Origin of the sequence: Streptomyces sp. NPDC091281, assembly GCF_044757425.1 — a bacterium.
GTDB lineage: Bacteria > Actinomycetota > Actinomycetes > Streptomycetales > Streptomycetaceae > Streptomyces.
On record NZ_JBIVUY010000002.1, the window covers coordinates 746,101 to 762,518 of the forward strand.

13 protein-coding genes are annotated in these 16,418 nt (G+C 73.4%); 4 read left to right on the plus strand and 9 right to left on the minus strand.

All coding sequences use genetic code 11. The features are described 5' to 3' along the window. Positions 1-32 precede the first annotated feature (32 nt). Complete coding sequence (locus ACIQPQ_RS07850; protein WP_401301026.1) at positions 33-1,061, minus strand: LLM class flavin-dependent oxidoreductase; 1,029 nt, start codon at positions 1,059-1,061, stop codon at positions 33-35. A 243-nt stretch (positions 1,062-1,304) separates the two neighbouring features. Here ACIQPQ_RS07850 and ACIQPQ_RS07855 point away from each other — a divergent pair, with 243 nt between their 5' ends. Further along, positions 1,305-1,637: an ATP/GTP-binding protein gene (locus ACIQPQ_RS07855; RefSeq protein ID WP_401301029.1), complete on the plus strand. Its 333-nt coding sequence runs from the start codon at positions 1,305-1,307 to the stop codon at positions 1,635-1,637. 33 nt (positions 1,638-1,670) lie between these two features. Here ACIQPQ_RS07855 and ACIQPQ_RS07860 read toward each other — a convergent pair whose 3' ends face one another. The 7 genes from ACIQPQ_RS07860 to mce form a co-directional block, all read right to left on the minus strand. Continuing rightward, positions 1,671-2,540, minus strand: a complete 870-nt coding sequence (locus tag ACIQPQ_RS07860; protein ID WP_401301032.1) for an ABC transporter permease — start codon at positions 2,538-2,540, stop codon at positions 1,671-1,673. Continuing rightward, positions 2,540-3,832: an ATP-binding cassette domain-containing protein gene (locus ACIQPQ_RS07865; RefSeq protein ID WP_401301035.1), complete on the minus strand. Its 1,293-nt coding sequence runs from the start codon at positions 3,830-3,832 to the stop codon at positions 2,540-2,542. Before ACIQPQ_RS07865 ends, ACIQPQ_RS07860 begins: the two co-directional genes overlap by 1 nt. 111 nt (positions 3,833-3,943) lie before the next feature. Continuing rightward, entirely contained in the window at positions 3,944-4,720 is a 777-nt protein-coding gene (locus tag ACIQPQ_RS07870; RefSeq protein WP_401301566.1) for an ABC transporter permease, read from the minus strand. Beyond that, a complete protein-coding gene (locus ACIQPQ_RS07875) occupies positions 4,717-5,685 on the minus strand; it encodes an ABC transporter ATP-binding protein (RefSeq protein ID WP_401301038.1) in 969 nt (322 codons plus the stop codon). The genes ACIQPQ_RS07870 and ACIQPQ_RS07875 overlap by 4 nt, the downstream gene beginning before the upstream one ends. Positions 5,686-5,877: 192 nt before the next feature. Next, entirely contained in the window at positions 5,878-6,813 is a 936-nt protein-coding gene (locus ACIQPQ_RS07880; RefSeq protein ID WP_383779273.1) for a cellulose-binding protein, read from the minus strand. A gap of 221 nt (positions 6,814-7,034) precedes the next feature. After that, complete coding sequence (scy, locus tag ACIQPQ_RS07885) at positions 7,035-10,916, minus strand: polarized growth protein Scy (RefSeq protein ID WP_401301042.1); 3,882 nt, start codon at positions 10,914-10,916, stop codon at positions 7,035-7,037. Between the two features lie 233 nt (positions 10,917-11,149). Then, positions 11,150-11,590: a methylmalonyl-CoA epimerase gene (mce, locus tag ACIQPQ_RS07890; protein ID WP_383779277.1), complete on the minus strand. Its 441-nt coding sequence runs from the start codon at positions 11,588-11,590 to the stop codon at positions 11,150-11,152. A 151-nt stretch (positions 11,591-11,741) separates the two neighbouring features. Here mce and ACIQPQ_RS07895 point away from each other — a divergent pair, with 151 nt between their 5' ends. Both ACIQPQ_RS07895 and meaB read left to right on the plus strand, forming a co-directional pair. Next, a complete protein-coding gene (locus ACIQPQ_RS07895; RefSeq protein WP_401301045.1) occupies positions 11,742-12,944 on the plus strand; it encodes an acetyl-CoA C-acetyltransferase in 1,203 nt (400 codons plus the stop codon). A gap of 48 nt (positions 12,945-12,992) precedes the next feature. Further along, positions 12,993-13,952, plus strand: a complete 960-nt coding sequence (gene meaB, locus ACIQPQ_RS07900) for a methylmalonyl Co-A mutase-associated GTPase MeaB (protein ID WP_383779280.1) — start codon at positions 12,993-12,995, stop codon at positions 13,950-13,952. 692 nt (positions 13,953-14,644) lie between these two features. On the opposite strand, the gene ACIQPQ_RS07905 is transcribed toward meaB, so the two are convergent. Beyond that, on the minus strand, positions 14,645-15,367 hold the full coding sequence (locus ACIQPQ_RS07905) for a PepSY domain-containing protein (protein ID WP_401301049.1): 723 nt from the start codon (positions 15,365-15,367) through the stop codon (positions 14,645-14,647). 136 nt (positions 15,368-15,503) lie between these two features. On the opposite strand from ACIQPQ_RS07905, the gene ACIQPQ_RS07910 reads away from it, so the two are divergent. Beyond that, positions 15,504-16,172: a response regulator transcription factor gene (locus ACIQPQ_RS07910; protein ID WP_383779282.1), complete on the plus strand. Its 669-nt coding sequence runs from the start codon at positions 15,504-15,506 to the stop codon at positions 16,170-16,172. The last annotated feature ends 246 nt before the right edge of the window (positions 16,173-16,418 follow it).

Genomic DNA, 16,418 nt, shown 5'->3' on the forward strand with positions numbered 1-16,418 from the left:
AGCGGCAGGCACCGCTACGGCGGCGGGGCCGCTCACCGGAGGTGGGGGAGGACCTCCGAGCCCAGCCGCCGTACGTTCTCCTCGGTGGCCGCCAGGTCGCCCGAGCCCTCGACGAGCAGCGCGAAACGGGAGATGCCGGTGCGCTCGCCGGTCGCCGCGAGGCGGTCGGCGCACAGCCGGGGGGTGCCCACCGGATGCAGCCCGCAGAGCAGTTCGGTGTACGCCACCGGGTCCCGCATGCCGCGGGCGCGGCCGTCCACCGTCACATGGGCGTCGAGGCCCTGCTTCAGCCAGCCCGGCATCGCCTTCACGAGGGTCTCGACGGCGTCGGTGCGGCGGTCCGCGATCTGGCAGACCCCGGCCGACACGTGCCCCGCTTCCCGGATCTCGTCCGGGGAGCGTCCGGCGGAGCGCGCGTGCCGCCGCCACGCTCCGACCATCTCGGCCTTCTCCTCGTCCCCGATGTGCATGCCGAGCAGCATCGGCAGCCCGCGCTCGGCGGCCAGCCGGACGCTCGCGGGGGAGGTGCAGGCCACGATCACCTCGGGTCCGTCGGCGTCGGTGAGCGCCTCGGACGGCCGGGGCACCACCGGCACCTCGCGGAAGCGGTACCGCTCGCCGTCCGCGCCGACGGCCGGTTCGCGCAGCCAGCGCAGCAGCAGATCGAGTGATTCCGGGAACCCCGACTCGTACGCCGCGAGGCCGCCGCCGAACACCTCCAGGTCGATCCAGGGGCCGCCGCGCCCCACACCGAGCGAGAAGCGGCCGCCGCTCGTCAGGTGCAGCAGGGCGGCCTGCTCCCCGACGGCGACGGGGTGCCCGGTGGGCAGCACGCTCACCGCGGTGCCGACCCGGATGCGCCGGGTGCGGCCCAGCAGCAGGGCGGCCAGGGTGACGGCGGACGGGCAGGTGCCGTACGGCACGAAGTGGTGCTCGGCCAGCCAGACCGAGTCCAGGCCCGCCTCCTCGGCGACCTCGGCGGAGCGGACCGCGCGGTGCAGCGCCTCCCCCGGGCCCTGCCCCGGGAACTGGGCCGCCACCACGAAACTTCCGACGCGCATGGGACTTTCCTGCTTCCTTGGGCTTCCTTGGACCGACGCGTGGCTCCCCCCACGGCGCATAACCGGGCGACACGTGCCGAGGACACGGCCTGCGAAAAGATTTCCGGATTGTGTGCAGAATCGGCCACTTCGGCGCGGGACTTGGCGGCGGCTTGTGGTGTTCTGCGCCCTCCGGGTGCCCCCGCCCGTGCCGCGTAGGCTGGACGGCGAACGTGCCCCCTGGAGAGCCCTGTGAGGTGTCCTGTGTCCCCGCGTCGCAACCGATCCAAGGACGACGGCCCGTCCGGCCGCAGCGCCGAGGACGACCGCGCGAGCCGCTACGGCGGCTGGCAGACCAGCGTCAGCTGGGACGGCGAGGAGTGGAGCGTGCGGCACGTGGCCGGCGCCAGCGCGCAGGGCAAGTCGTACCGCTGCCCGGGGTGCGACCAGCTGATCCCGGACGGGGTACCGCACCTGGTGGCCTGGCCCGAGCACGCGGGCGTGGACGACCGGCGGCACTGGCACAAGGCGTGCTGGAACGCGCGGGACCGCCGCACCCCGGGGGTACGGCGGTCCAGGAACGCGCCCAAGTTCTGACCGGCCGGACGGCGGGCCCGGTCGGCCGCTGCGTCAGACGTCCCGCTTCTCCAGCAGGGTGAACGCGGCGCCGAACGCGACGGCGGTGACGCCGAGCGCGATCCACAGCGGGTCCCAGCCGGAGGGGCCGGAGTCGGTCAGCGACGTCGAGTAGAAGACGCTCAGCTGGTTGGGGATCGAGTACTCGAACAGGGCCTCGCGCAGGTCCGACAGCGACTCGCTGAACATGAACAGCGCGATCACCAGCGGCGCCAGCACCAGCGCGATCATGATCGTGATGGCGCCCGCCGAGTGCCGGATGATCGAGCCGACGGCCAGCGAGAGCAGCCCGAGCAGCGCGATGTAGAGCGAGATGCCGACGGTGGCCTTCAGCCATTCGCCGGAGGTGGGCTCCCGGGCGTCGGTGAGCAGCGCCACGTCCACCAGCGCGACGATCACCGTCGACACCAGCGTGGTCACGAACGCCACCCCGAAGAAGACGATCCCCTTGGCCGCCAGCACCCGGCCGCGCGACGGGCAGGCCGTCATCGTGGTGCGGATCATGCCGGTGCCGTACTCCGAGGCGGTGGTCAGCACGCCCAGCGTGATGACGCACATGCAGCCCAGCAGCAGCCCGAAGAAGCCGAACGACAGGGCGGTCTCGTTGCCGAGGTCGCCCTCCTGGGTGTTGGCGGCGACGAGCGCGGCGACCAGGAAGCCGATGCCGAGCACCAGCAGCACGAACACACCGAGCGTCCACATCGTGGAGCGCACCGACCGGATCTTGGTCCACTCGGAGGCCAGGGCGTGCCCGAGGTGCGTGCGCACCACCGGGATCGGCGAGGTGTAGCCGGGGTACGAGGGGCCGGGCGCCGCCTGCCAGGCGGGCGCGGCCTGCGGGGCCGGGGGCGGAGGCGTGCTCATCAGGCGTCCTTGGTCAGGTTCGGGGCGTCGGCGGCGGACGGGGCGTCGGCGGGCGCGGCGGGCGGCTGCGCGGCGGCGGCCGGGGCGGCCTGCGCCTGCGGGGCCGGGGGAGCGGCGGGCGCCTGCGGGGCGGGCGCGGGGGCCGCGGCGGGCTGCGCGGGCGCCTGCTGGGCGTACGGGTTGGCGCCGTCCGCGGCGGGGGCGCCCGGAGCGCCGTACGGGCCCGCGGGGGCGCCCTGGGCGGGCTGCGGGGGCGCGTAGCCGGTCTGCTGCGGGGGCGGCGGGGCGTACCAGCCGGGCTGGCCCTGGCCCGGCACCGGCAGCACGGGCTGCGCGCCCGGCGGCAGCGGCTGCTGGAGGCCCGACCTCTGGTCGATGCTGGAGCGGTAGTCGACGGCGCCCTGGGTCATCCGCATGTACGCCTCCTCCAGCGACGCCTGGTGCGGCGACAGCTCCCACAGCCGTACGTCGCTCTCGTGCGCCAGGTCGCTGATGCGCGGCAGCGGCAGGCCTGTCACGCGCAGCGCGCCGTCCTGCTCGGGCAGGACGTGGCCGCCCGCCTCGGTGAGCGCGGCGGCCAGCTTCTCGCGGGCCTGCGGCTCGGTGTGCGGGGTGCGCACGCGCGCGAAGTCGGCGGAGTTCGCGGAGATGAACGCGGAGACGCTCATGTCGGACAGGAGCTGGCCGCGCCCGATGACGATGAGGTGGTCGGCGGTGAGGGCCATCTCGCTCATCAGGTGCGAGGAGACGAACACCGTGCGGCCCTCGGCGGCCAGCGACTTCATCAGGTTGCGCACCCAGAGGATGCCCTCGGGGTCGAGGCCGTTGACCGGTTCGTCGAAGAGCAGCACCTGCGGGTCGCCGAGGAGCGCGGCGGCGATGCCGAGCCGCTGTCCCATGCCGAGCGAGAAGCCCTTGGAGCGGCGCTTCGCCACCTCCGTGAGGCCGACCACGGCCAGTACCTCGTCGACCCGGCGGGCCGGGATGCCGGAGAGCTGGGCCAGGCTCAGCAGGTGGTTGCGGGCGTGCCGCCCGCCGTGCACTGCCTTGGCGTCCAGCAGCGCGCCGACCTGGCGGGGCGCGTTGGGCAGCTTGCGGTAGGGGAAGCCGCCGATCGTGACCGAGCCCGCGGTCGGGTTGTCCAGGCCGAGGATCATGCGCATCGTCGTCGACTTGCCGGAACCGTTGGGCCCGAGGAAGCCGGTGACGGCACCCGGCCGCACCTGGAAGGAAAGGTTGTACACAGCGGTCTTGTCGCCGTAGCGCTTGGTCAGGCCGACTGCCTCGATCATGCTCCGCACCCATCGACAGGTTCAGGACAGCGGGGCACACGCCCCCCGTAAGGGTTAGGAGGATAACCGCGCGCTGACGGTTCCGCTCAAATCAAAGCAAAGCCCTGAGGTTCACGCGTCGCGCTTCTTCAGCAGGACCAGTCCGCCGACGAGCGCGGCCAGCACCCACAGCGCCATGATGCCGAGGCCGCCCCAGGGCCCGTACGGGGTGTCGTCGTCGATCGGCGTGACCACCTGCATGATCTTGCTGCCCGCCTGGTCGGGCAGGTACTGGCCGATCTTCTTCGTTGCGCTGACGTTGCCGAGGATGTTGGAGATGAGGAAGAAGAACGGCATCAGGATGCCCAGCGACAGCATGGGGGAGCGCAGCATCGCGGCCACGCCCATCGAGAACATCGCGATCAGCGTCATGTAGAGGCCGCCGCCGAGCACCGCCCGCAGCACGCCCGTGTCGCCGAGGGAGGCCCTGAGGTCGCCGAGCATCGCCTGCCCGAGGAAGAACGCGGCGAAGCTGGTCGCCATCCCGACCACCAGCGCCAGTCCGGCCGCCACCGCGATCTTCCCGGCGAGGAAGGTGCCGCGCTGCGGGACCGCCGCCAGCGAGGTGCGGATCATGCCGGTGCTGTACTCGTTGGACACCACCAGCACCCCGAACACGATCATCGCGAGCTGGCCGAGGGTCATCCCGGCGAAGCTGATGAAGGTGGGGTCGAAGGAGAGCTTGTCGTCGCGGCTGAGGTCGTCGAACTCGTTCTTCGACAGCGCCGAGATCAGCATGCCGAGGCCGATCGTGACGATCACGGCGAGGGAGAGCGTCCAGACCGTCGAGGCGACGGAACGGATCTTCGTCCACTCCGACCGCAGCACCTGGGTCGCCGCCATGGTCAGTCCTTCTTCCAGTCGTCGCCCCACGACCGCGCCTGCGGCGCCGGTCCGGGAGCGGGCTCGCCGCTGTGCGCGTGGTACTCCACGGACTCCGCGGTCAACTGCATGAACGCCTCCTCCAGGGAGGCCTGCTGCGGACTCAGCTCGTGCAGCACGAGATGGTGCTGCGCGGCCAGTTCGCCGATCCGCTCGGACTTGCTCCCGTCCACCTCCAGCACCCCGCCGCCCGCCTCCACCACGGTGACCCCCGCCTGGTGCAGCACGTCGAGCAGCCGCTCGCGCTGCGGGGTGCGGATCCGGACGTACGAGCGGGAGTTCTCCGCGATGAACTCCGCCATCGAGGTGTCCGCGAGCAGCCGTCCCTGGCCGATCACGACCAGGTGGTCGGCGGTCAGGGCCATCTCGCTCATCAGGTGGCTGGAGACGAACACCGTGCGGCCCTGCGCCGCCAGCGACTTCATCAGGGTGCGGATCCAGTGGATGCCCTCGGGGTCGAGACCGTTCACCGGCTCGTCGAACATCAGGATGCGCGGGTCGCCCAGCAGCGCTCCCGCGATGCCCAGCCGCTGGCCCATGCCCAGCGAGAACCCCTTGGCCTTCTTCTTCGCCACCGAGGTCAGACCCACCGTGTCCAGCACCTCGTGCACCCGGCTCGCCGGGATGCCGTTGCTCTGCGCCAGACAGAGCAGGTGGTGGTAGGCGCTGCGCCCGCCGTGCATCGCCTTCGCGTCCAGCAGCGCCCCGATGTACTTCAGCGGGTCCCGCAGCCGGTCGTAGTGCTGTCCGTCGATGCGGACGTCCCCGGCGGTCGGCCGGTCCAGGCCGAGCATCATCCGCATGGTCGTGGACTTTCCGGCGCCGTTGGGACCGAGGAAGCCCGTCACGATGCCCGGCCTGACGGTGAAGGTCAGCCCGTCGACCGCCACTTTCCCGCCGTACCGCTTGGTGAGGCCCTCCAGCTCGATCATGCGGGCCACGCTATGACCGCCCCGCGGCGCCTGCCACCGCGTACGGCCGAACGGAGGGCCGCGCGCGGGTGACGGGCGCCGGTACGGCGCGCTCTCGCGGGGCACGCGGAAGGGGCGGAGGACTCGGTGTCCTCCGCCCCTTCCGGCGGTGCTGTGCTGTGCGGTGCGGTGCCTAGCGGCCCGTCACCGGGACTAGCGGGTCTGCTGCGCGGGCACGCCGCGGGAGACCGACTCGTCCTCCACGGGGGAACCGGCGGCGGCGACCGCGGCACCCGTCAGCGTGGCGAGCATCTCGCGGACGTTCGTCAGCTGGGCGTTGATCGAGTCGCGGCGGTTGGTGAGGGCCGCCAGCTCCCGCTCGGATTCCGAACGGATGCGGTCCGCCTTGGCGTTGGCGTCGGCCACGATGTCCTCGGCCTGACGCTGCGCCGTCTCGACGGTCTGGCGGGCGCGGCGCTCGGCGTCCGTGCGCAGCTTCTCCGCCTCCAGCCGCAGCTGCTCCGCGCGGTGCTCGATCTCCGCGAGGCGCTTCTCCGCCTTCTGCTGACGGGACGCCAGGTCGCGCTCCGACTGCTCGCGGCGCTTGGCCAGGTTGGTCTCGAAGTCGGCGGCGGCCTGCGCGGCCTTGGCGCGGGTCTCCTCGAAGAGGGCGTCCGCCTCCTCCCGCTTGGACTGCGCGTCCTTCTGCGCCTCGGAACGCAGCTGCGACGCGTCGCTCTTCGCCTTCTCGACGATCCGGACGCCCTCGTCCTCCGCCTTGGACTTGCGCTCCGCGGCGAACGACTCCGCGTCGTTGCGCACCTGCTGGGCGGCCGACTCGGCCAGCTCGCGGTGCTGCTCCGCCGCGCGACGGGCCTCCTCGCGCAGGTCCTTGGCCTCTTCCTCGGCCAGGCGCAGGATCTTCTCGACCCGGGCGCCGAGACCGGCGTAGGACGGCTCGGCGTCGCTCACCTGGGCCTGGGCGTTCTGCGTCTCGAGGTGCAGCTCCTCGATGCGCTTCTCCAGGGCGGTGATGCGGGCGAGAGCGCTGTCACGGTCGGAGACGAGCTTGGAGATCCGTTCGTCCACCTGAGCGCGGTCGTACCCACGCCGCACAAGCTCGAAGCCGTAGGGGGAAGTGTCGCTCATGGGGTTCCTGTCGAATGAGACCGGTGAGGTGATAGGTGGAATCCTAGGGGCCGAAGCGGTGTGTCATCGAGCGGATACGTGTTTGATCTGGAGAATGACACCCCTTTTGAGTGGCCTGCTATCGGACAGCTTGCCAAAAAAAGGGTCAAACCCCCCAGGTCTCAACGGAATCCTCACCTCCGGCCGACGAGAAATCCCCGCTCCCGTCGGCCCGTTCACCGTCAGCCCTCCGAGGCCTTGCCACCCGATCGGGGCGCGCCCACCGTCGCACCGGCCTTGACCCCGCCGTCCTTGTTCCCGCCCGGGGTCTCGAACGACTCCAGCGCCTCCAGGACGTCCTGCACCCGCGAGATCTCCACGTTGATGTCCTCGCGACGGCGCACCAGCACCTCCAGCTCGCGCTTGCCCTCCTCGACCGTGCGCCGCGCCTCCCGGATCGCCTCGGCCTTCAGCTCCTCGGCCTCCCGGACCAGCGTGGCCTTCTTCTGCTCGGCCTCCTTGAGCAGCCCCTCCGCCTTCTTCACCGCGGCGATCCGGACCTTGCCCGCCTCCGAGTTGGCCTCGGACACCAGCTCCTTCGCCTTCGCCTGCGCCTTGACGAGCTGCTCCTCCGACGCCTTGATCAGCGCGTCGCACCGGTCGCCCGTCGACTTCATCGTCTCGGCGGCCTCCCGGCGGGCCCGCTCGTGCAGCTCCTCGATCTCCGAGGTGATGCGGTCGCGCAGCTCCTCCGCCCGCTCCCTTATGGCGGTCGCGTCCCGGCGCGCGCCGACGAGCAGCTCGTCCGCGTCCGTACGGGCCCGCTCCACACGGGAGTTGCCCTCCACCGTCGCCTCCGACACCAGCCGCTCCGCCTCGGTGCGGGCCGCGCCCACCATCGAGTCGGCCTGCGCCTCCGCGTCCGCGGTGGTCTGCTGCGCCTGCTGCTGCGCCTCGGTGAGCAGCTTGTCCGCCTCCGCGGCGGTCTCCGTGATGAGGGTGTCGACCTGCTCGGCCGCCTCCGAGCGCCGCCTGTTGGCCTCCGCGCGCGCCTCGTCCTGCGTCCGGTCGGCCTCGTCGCGGGCCACGCTCAGCATCCGGTCCGCCTCCGCGGCGGCCTCCGCCTTCACCCGCTCCGACTCGACCCGGATGCGCTCGGCCTGCCGCTGCGCGGAACCGACCGTCTCGGCGGCCTCGGCGCGCAGCCGCTCCGCGTCCCCGGTGGCGTCCCCGATCAGCTTCTCCGCGCGCGCCACGGACTCCGCGCGCAGCCGCTCCGCCTCGGCGGCCGTCTCGCTCTGGAGCCGTTCGGCCTCCGCGAGGGTCTCCGTCTGGAGCCGCTCCGCCTCCGACCGGGCCTCGGTGATGAGGGTGTCCGCCTGCGTCGCCGCGTCCGACCGGATGCGGTTGGCGTCGTCGCGTGCGTCGGCCCGCGTGCGGGACGCGTCCTGCTCGGCCTGCGCGACGGTGTCCGAGGCCTCGGTGCGCACCCGCAGGGCGTGCGCCGACGCGTCCGAACGCAGCCGCTCCGCCTCCGCGATCGCCTCCGCCATGGTCCGCTCGGCCAGCGACCGCGCGGCCTCCGCCTCGTCGCCCGCCTCCCGCCGCAGCCGCCCGGCGTCCTCGGAGGCCCGCTCCCGCTCGGCGTAGGCGTCGGCGCGGACCCGGTCCGCCTCCTCCTGCGCCTCCCGGCGGGTGCGGTCCGCCGCGTGCTCGGCGGCCGAACGCAGCCCGGTGATCTCCTCCTGCGCCTGCTCGTGCAGCCCCGCCACCGAGTCCCGCACCTGCTGCGCGTGCTGCTCGGCCGCCGACACCATCTCGCCGGCCCGCCGGTCCGCCTCCTCGACCAGCCGGACGGCCTCGGCCTGGGCGTCGTCGACGCGTTTGCGCGCCGACGCCAAAAGCTCCTCGCTCTGCTCGCGGGCCCGCTCCCGCTCCTGGTCGGCCTCCTGCCGGGCCGAACCGAGGTACTCCTCGGCCTCCCGTAGCCGCCGGGCCGCCTCCTCCTGGGCGGCGGCCAGCGTCTCGGACGCCTCGACGGCCAGCCGCTCGGCCGCGTCCCGCGCCTCGGCGCGCACCCGGTCCGCGCTCTCCTGCGCCTCCGTCTTCAGCCGCTCGGCCTCCGCCGCCGCCTCCGACCGCAGCCGGACGGCGATGTTCTCGCCCTCGGCGCGGGAGGCGGACGCGTCGGCCGCGGCCTCGGTGCGCAGCCGCTCGGCCTCGGTCTCGGCCTGCTGCTGGAGCGTACGGATGCGCTCGGCGGACTCGGCGCGCAGCCGCTCGTTCTCCTCGGCGGCCTCGCGGCGGATGCGCGCGGCCTCCTCGCGGGCGTCGGTGAGCGCCTCCTCGGCGGCGGCGAGCCGCTGCTCGGCCTCGGTGTGCAGCCGGGTCAGCTCTCCGGCGGCCTCCGCCTGCCGGGCCTCTATCGCCCGCTCGGTCTCCTCGCGCAGCTCGGCCGCGGCCCGCTCGGCGTCGGCCGCGACGGCCCCGGCCTGCTCGGCGGCCTCCTCGCGGAGGTGCTCGGCCTCCTTGCGGCTGCGGTCCAGGGTCTCCTCGGCCTGGCGGCGCAGCGCGGTGGCCCGCTCGATGGCCTCGGTGCGGACCTTCTCGCTGTCGGCGGTGGCCTTCTGGCGCAGTTCGTCGGCGTCGGCCCGTGCCTTGGACAGGAGTTCCTCGGCGGTGCGGGCGGCCTCCTCGATCTGCTGGACGGCCTCCTTGCGGGCCTCCGCGCGGATCTTCTCGCCCTCGCCGACGGCGTCGGCGCGCAGTTGCTCGGCCTCGCCGCGCAACCGGCGGGCCTCCTCCTGGAGTTCGACCGTCTTGGCCCGGTACTCCTTGGTGTCGTCCTTCGCGGAGCCCTTCAGCTCCTCGGCGATGTCGTGCGCCTCCGCGCGCAGCCGGTCCGCCTCGGTCTCCGCCTCGCGGCGGATGCGCTCGGCCTCCTCGGTGGCCGCCTTCGTGGTGCGCCGGGCGTCCTCCTGCGCCTTGTTGAGGACGTCCTCGGCGGTCTTGGCCGCCTTGGACAGCTGGGTGGCGCTCTCCTCGGCGGTCAGCGTGCGCGCCTTCTCGGCGGCCTCCGCGACGATCTTCTCGGCCTCGGCGCGGGCGTCCGCGACGACCTGCTCGGCGTCCGCCTTGGTGGCCTCGGCCTCCTTGGTGGCCTCGCTGACCAGCCGCGCGACCTGCTCCTTGGCGGTCCGGGTGCGCTGCTCGTTGGCCGACTCGGCGCCCGTCAGGGCCTTCTCGGCGGCGGCCTTCGCCTCGGCGACCAGCTTCTCCGCCTCGGCGCGGGCCTCGCGCAGCGCGGTCTCCGCCTCCGCCATCCGCTGCTCGGCGGCGCGGCTCAGCTCACCGGCCTGGCGGCGGGCGCTGTCCGACTCGTTCGCCGTGGAGCTGCGCAGCGCCTCGGCGTGGTCGCTGGCCTCCTGGGCCTGCGTGGACGCGGCGTTCAGGAGGCGTTCGGCGTCGGTGCGGGCGCGCACGAGCAGCTGCTCGGCCTCCGCGCGGGCCGACTCGGCCTCGGCCTGGAGCCGCTGGCGGGCCTCCGCGGCGACCCGTTCGGCCTCGGCGCGGGCGGCGCTCAGCGCCTGCTCGGCCTCGGCGCGCGACTCGTCGACCAGCCGGCGGGCCTGCGACTCGGAGCGGGCGCGAAGCTGCTCCGCCCACGCCACGTTGTCGTTGACGTGCGACTCGACGGTCTGGCGGCGCTCCGCCAGCTCCTGGTCGAGCTGCTGGCGCCGGGCCACCGCCTCCTGGTGCAGCTCCGCCTGGAGCCGGGCCGCCTGCTCGGCGTGCTCCTGGAGGATGCGCTGCGTCTGCGCGCGGGCCTGGCTCAGCTCGCGCTCGGCGTCGGCGCGGATCTGGTCGGCCTGCATCTGCGCGTTGCGCATCAGCTGTTCGGCCTGGTAGCCGAGGTCCCCGCCGTCGAAGGAGGGCCGGGACATGATGGTGCGCCGCGCCTCGTGCAACTTGGCGCGCAGCACCTCGACCTGGTAGCCGAGGTCCTCGGCGTGCTGGATCGCCTTTTCCCGCTCGGTCTTCAGCCGCTTCATCTCGGCTTCGAACCGAGTGAGGTGGTCGACGTCAGCCGCCGGCTCCCGCTCCTGGCTCTCGTAGCCCCGCACTGCGCGGTCCCATCCGTCCCCTGGTCGCAAGCTTCTCCGTACGAGCTCCGTCCTTCGGCCGGACGGGGCCCCCGGGGAATGGTGTCAGATCGACGACGGAGCACAGGCCTGCGCCCCGACGCTCGTCCCCCGAAACCCGGACCCCGGACGGGTCCTGCCAGGACGGCAGGACACCGGTCGCCCTGGCTGGAGCGGCGACCGACCCCAACCCTACCGGCCCCTATGTACGAGGGTCAGTGCTCAGGTGACTCAACAGGCGCCGATGTGACCAGTTCTGTCAGGACTCCGTGGCAATCCTTCGGGTGCAGGAAAGTGATCCGGGACCCCATCGAACCGCGTCGGGGCTCGTCGTACAGAACGCGTACGCCCTTCCCGCGGATGTCCGCGGCGTCGCCGTCGACGTCCGCCGTACCGAAGGCGATGTGGTGGACGCCCTCCCCGTTCTTCGCCAGCCACTTGCCCACCGCGGAGTCCTCACGGGTCGGCTCCAGCAGCTGGAGGTACGAGGCGCCCCCGTCGGACGTATCGTTGATCTTGAGCATGGCCTCCCGGACGCCCTGCTCCTCGTTGACCTCGGAGTGGAAGACCTCGAACCCGTACGTGGCCCGGTAGAACTCGACGGTGGCGTCGAGGTCGTGACAGGCGATCCCGATGTGGTCGATTCGCGTCAGCATGCTGTCAGTGCAGCGCGGCCGGGGCGGTTACGCAACGTGCGCGCGATCACACCGACGGCCCGATGACGGCCGAGGCGACCGCTCAGTACATTCGAAGTAAACCCTCGTTCACTCCTCGGCCCGTGCAAGGCCGGTAAGGGGATCGCAGCTCATGACTGGAACGAACAGCACGACCTCGGTGATCGTCGCGGGCGCGCGGACGCCCATGGGGCGGCTGCTGGGCTCGCTGAAGTCCTTCTCCGGCGCCGACCTCGGCGGCTTCGCCATCAAGGCGGCCCTGGACCGCGCCGGCATCGGCGGCGACCAGGTGCAGTACGTGATCATGGGCCAGGTGCTCCAGGCGGGCGCCGGTCAGATCCCGGCCCGCCAGGCCGCCGTCAAGGCCGGCATCCCGATGAACGTCCCGGCGCTCACCGTCAACAAGGTGTGCCTCTCCGGGCTCGACGCGATCGCCCTCGCCGACCAGCTGATCCGCGCGGGCGAGTTCGACATCGTCGTCGCGGGCGGCCAGGAGTCCATGACCAACGCCCCCCACCTGCTGCCGAAGTCCCGCGAGGGCTTCAAGTACGGGGCGGTCGAGATGCTCGACGCCATGGCGTACGACGGCCTCACCGACGCCTTCGAGAACATCGCGATGGGCGAGTCCACCGAGAAGCACAACACCCGCCTCGGCATCGCCCGCCCCGAGCAGGACGCGTTCGCCGCCCTCTCCCACCAGCGGGCCGCCGCCGCCCAGAAGAACGGGCTGTTCGAGGCCGAGATCACCCCGGTCGAGATCCCGCAGCGCAAGGGCGACGCGGTCGTCTTCAGCAAGGACGAGGGCATCCGCCCCGAGACCACCGCCGAGTCCCTGGGCAAGCTCCGCCCCGCCTTCGCCAAGGACGGCACCATCACCGCGGGCTCCGCCTCGCAGATCTCCGACGGCGCCGCCGCGGTGGTCGTGATGAGCAAGGCCAAGGCGCGGGAACTGGGCCTGGAGTGGATCGCCGAGATCGGCGCCCACGGCAATGTGGCCGGACCGGACAACTCGCTCCAGTCGCAGCCCTCCAACGCCATCGCCCACGCCCTGAAGAAGGAGGGCCTGGCCGTCTCCGACCTCGACCTCATCGAGATCAACGAGGCGTTCGCGGCCGTCGCCGTCCAGTCGATGAAGGACCTCGGCGTCACCACCGACCAGGTGAACGTCAACGGCGGCGCCATCGCCCTCGGCCACCCGATCGGCATGTCCGGCGCCCGCCTGGTGCTGCACCTGGCGCTGGAGCTGAAGCGGCGCGGCGGCGGCGTCGGCGCGGCCGCCCTGTGCGGGGGCGGCGGCCAGGGCGACGCCCTGATCGTGCGGGTCCCCAAGGCCTGACCCGACCGCCGCCACCACGCGTTACGTGCACTTCCGAACGGAGCTGTGATGCAGGACGTCTCCTCGCTGGTCGCCCAGGCCAGGGACGGCAGGCCGCGGGCCGTGGCCCGGCTGATCTCCCTGGTGGAGGGGGCGTCACCGCAGCTCAGGGAGGTCATGGCGGCCCTCGCCCCGCTGACCGGCAACGCCTACGTCGTCGGCCTCACCGGCTCGCCCGGCGTCGGCAAGTCCACCTCCACCTCGGCCCTGGTCACCGCCTACCGCAAGCAGGGCAGACGGGTCGGCGTCCTCGCCGTCGACCCGTCGTCCCCCTTCTCCGGCGGCGCCCTCCTCGGCGACCGCGTCCGGATGTCCGACCACGCCTCCGACCCCGGCGTCTACATCCGCTCCATGGCCACCCGCGGTCACCTCGGCGGGCTCGCCTGGGCGGCCCCGCAGGCCATCCGGGTGCTCGACGCGGCGGGCTGCGACGTGGTCCTCGTGGAGACCGTCGGCGTCGGCCAGTCCGAGGTCGAGATCGCCTCCCAGGCCGACACCAGCGTCGTCCTGCTCGCCCCCGGCATGGGCGACGGCATCCAGGCCGCCAAGGCCGGAATCCTGGAGATCGGCGACGTCTACGTCGTCAACAAGGCCGACCGCGACGGCGCCGACGCCACCGCCCGCGAGCTGAACCACATGCTCGGCCTCGGCCAGTCCCGCGCCCCCGGCGACTGGCGCCCGCCGATCGTCAAGACCGTCGCCGCCCGCGCCGAGGGCATCGACGAGGTCGTCGAGGCGCTGGAGAAGCACCGGGCCTGGATGGAGGAGCACGGCGACCTCGCCCGCCGCCGCCGCGCCCGCGCCGCCCGCGAGGTCGAGACCATCGCCGTCACCGCCCTCCGCGAACGCATCGGCGACCTCCACGGCGACCGCCGCCTCGACTCCCTCGCCGACCGCATCGTCACCGGCGACCTGGACCCGTACCGCGCGGCGGACGAACTGGTGGCGGAGCTGACGGGGGCGGAGTAGCGGGACGGAGCAGCGGGGGCGGTCCGCGCCGGACGCGCCCGCACCCTTGCGCAGGAACGCCGACAGCGTCCCCGCCGGGCCCTGAGAGGGCGGCGGGGCCGGGCCCGGTGGGGCGGCAGCGGGCCGCATCGGGCGGCAACGGGAGCGTCGCGCGGTGGTCGGCCGTGCCCCTTCGTGCGTCCACGCCCCTGTGCCTCCGCGTCCCCGCCCTCTCCCGGCGGGAGCGCCGACACCGTCTGTGCTGGGGCGGGTGCGCGTGCGGCACGGCTGCCGGGTGCCCGCGTGCGGAGTGCCCGGTGTCTCGCTGTACGGGGCTGCCCGGCCCTGTACGTGCCCCGGACGCTGCCCGGCGCCTGTTGGCGTGGTGACCCGTCGGCTCGGTGCCCCGGCGGCTCGGTGACGCTCGGCCCGGGGGCGCGGCGCCAGAACGTTCCGGCGCCGAGTAGGCCGGTGCCGGGGGCCCGGAGGCGTGGGCGCGTACGGGAGCGGGCGCGCTGCCCGGAGTTCCGGCCCTGCGCCCTCGCGCCCTGCACGGCCAGGGACGCCCTCCCCCGGGAAGGGTCGCTCTCCCACGGCAGCCGGGAACGCCGACAGCGTCCCCGCCGGGCCCTGAGGAGGGCGGCGGGGACGCTGTCGTGGGGGACGGGGGCGCTGGTTCCGGGGGAGGTGGCGGTGGGCCGGGTGGCCGTACGTCAGTCGTCGTCGCCGTCGCGGTCGTCGCGGTCGTCGGCGTCGTCGTCCCGGTCGTCGTCCGTCGTCTTGGCGCCCGTCGCGCGAGCGTTGTCGTCCGTGCGGTCGGCGGTGACGGCACCGGAGGCCAGGTCGACGTTCCAGTCGCGCTCCTTCGCCGTGTCGCCGTCGGTCTCCACGTCCCAGGCGCCCTTGCCGTCGTCGTCGAGGTCGACCGAGGTGACGACGCCCTTCGCGGCGCCCGCCTTCGCGGCCTCGGCGGCCGTCACGTCGGCGCCCTTCAGGAGCGCCCGGTCCTGGCGCGCGTCGTCGTCGGAACGGTCGGTGCGGGTGTCGAGGACGCGGCCCGAGGACGGGTCGAGGACGACCTGGTAGGACGTGCTGCCCTTGCCGAGGATGTCGACCTCCCAGCCGCGGTGGCGGTCGTCCCCGTCGTCGTCGCGGTCCGCGTCGGTGTCGAGGTCCGCGGAGACGGCCGTGCCCGGCTGCGCCTCCAGCGCCTTCGCGATGGCCTCGGCGGCGGTGAGCTTCGCCCCGGCGGCGGCGGTGACCTGCGCGGAGCCGTCGGCGGCCGGGGCCGGGGCCGCGGCCCGGACGTCGGCGGTGACGTCGCGCGCCGTGTTCTTCGTGTCGTCGCGGCCGTCGTCGTCGGCGAAGGCGACCGCCGCTCCGCCGCCGAGGACGAGGGACGTGGCGACTGCGGCGATGGCGATCTTGCGCTTCATGGTGGTTCCTCCCGAGCGGTCGTGGTGCCGGCCACCGTTCTCGGTGCCGACGGGAACCACCTTCGCGAACCGACGCTGAGGGGAACCTGAAGCCACCTGAAGATCACTTCAGCTTCGGTTTGCGACCCTGGGACGCATGCGCCTGTTGATCGTGGAGGACGAGAAGCGGCTCGCCCTCTCCCTCGCCCGCGGCCTGACCGCCGAGGGCTACGCCGTCGACGTCGTCCACGACGGACGGGAGGGCCTGCACCGCGCGAGCGAGACACCGTACGACCTGCTGGTCCTCGACATCATGCTGCCCGGCATGAACGGCTACCACGTCTGCGCCGCCCTGCGCGCCGCCGGGAACGACGTGCCGATCCTCATGCTCACCGCCAAGGACGGCGAGTACGACGAGGCGGAGGGCCTGGACACCGGCGCCGACGACTACCTCACCAAGCCGTTCTCCTACGTCGTCCTGGTCGCCCGCGTGAAGGCGCTGCTGCGCCGCCGCGGACCGGGCCCCGGCGCCTCGCCCGTGCACGAGGTCGGCGACCTGCGGGTCGACACCGCCGCCCGCCGCGTCCTGCGCGCGGGCACCGAGGTGCCGCTCACCGCGAAGGAGTTCTCCGTCCTGGAGCAACTCGTGACCCGCCCCGGCACGGTCGTCTCCAAGTCCGAGATCCTCGAACACGTCTGGGACTTCGCCTACGACGGCGACCCCAACATCGTGGAGGTCTACGTCAGCGCCCTGCGCCGCAAGCTCGGCGCCGGACTCATCCGTACCGTCCGGGGCGCGGGTTACCGCCTGGAGGCGGGCCGGTGAGCCGCCGTCTGCGCCGTCTGCGCTCGGTACGGGCCCGCGCCACCCTGGGTGCCACGCTCGTCGTCGCCGTCGCCCTGGTGGCCGCCGGGACGGCCGTCCTGCTGTCGCTGGTGGCCAACCTCGGCGGCCAGGCGGGCGCGGCGGCCGAGCGCACCGCCCGCGAGGTCGCCGTCCAGCTCGCCGCAGGACAGCCCTACGGCGCGCTGTCCCTGGACGACGACGACAGCCCCGTCCAGGTCGTCACCG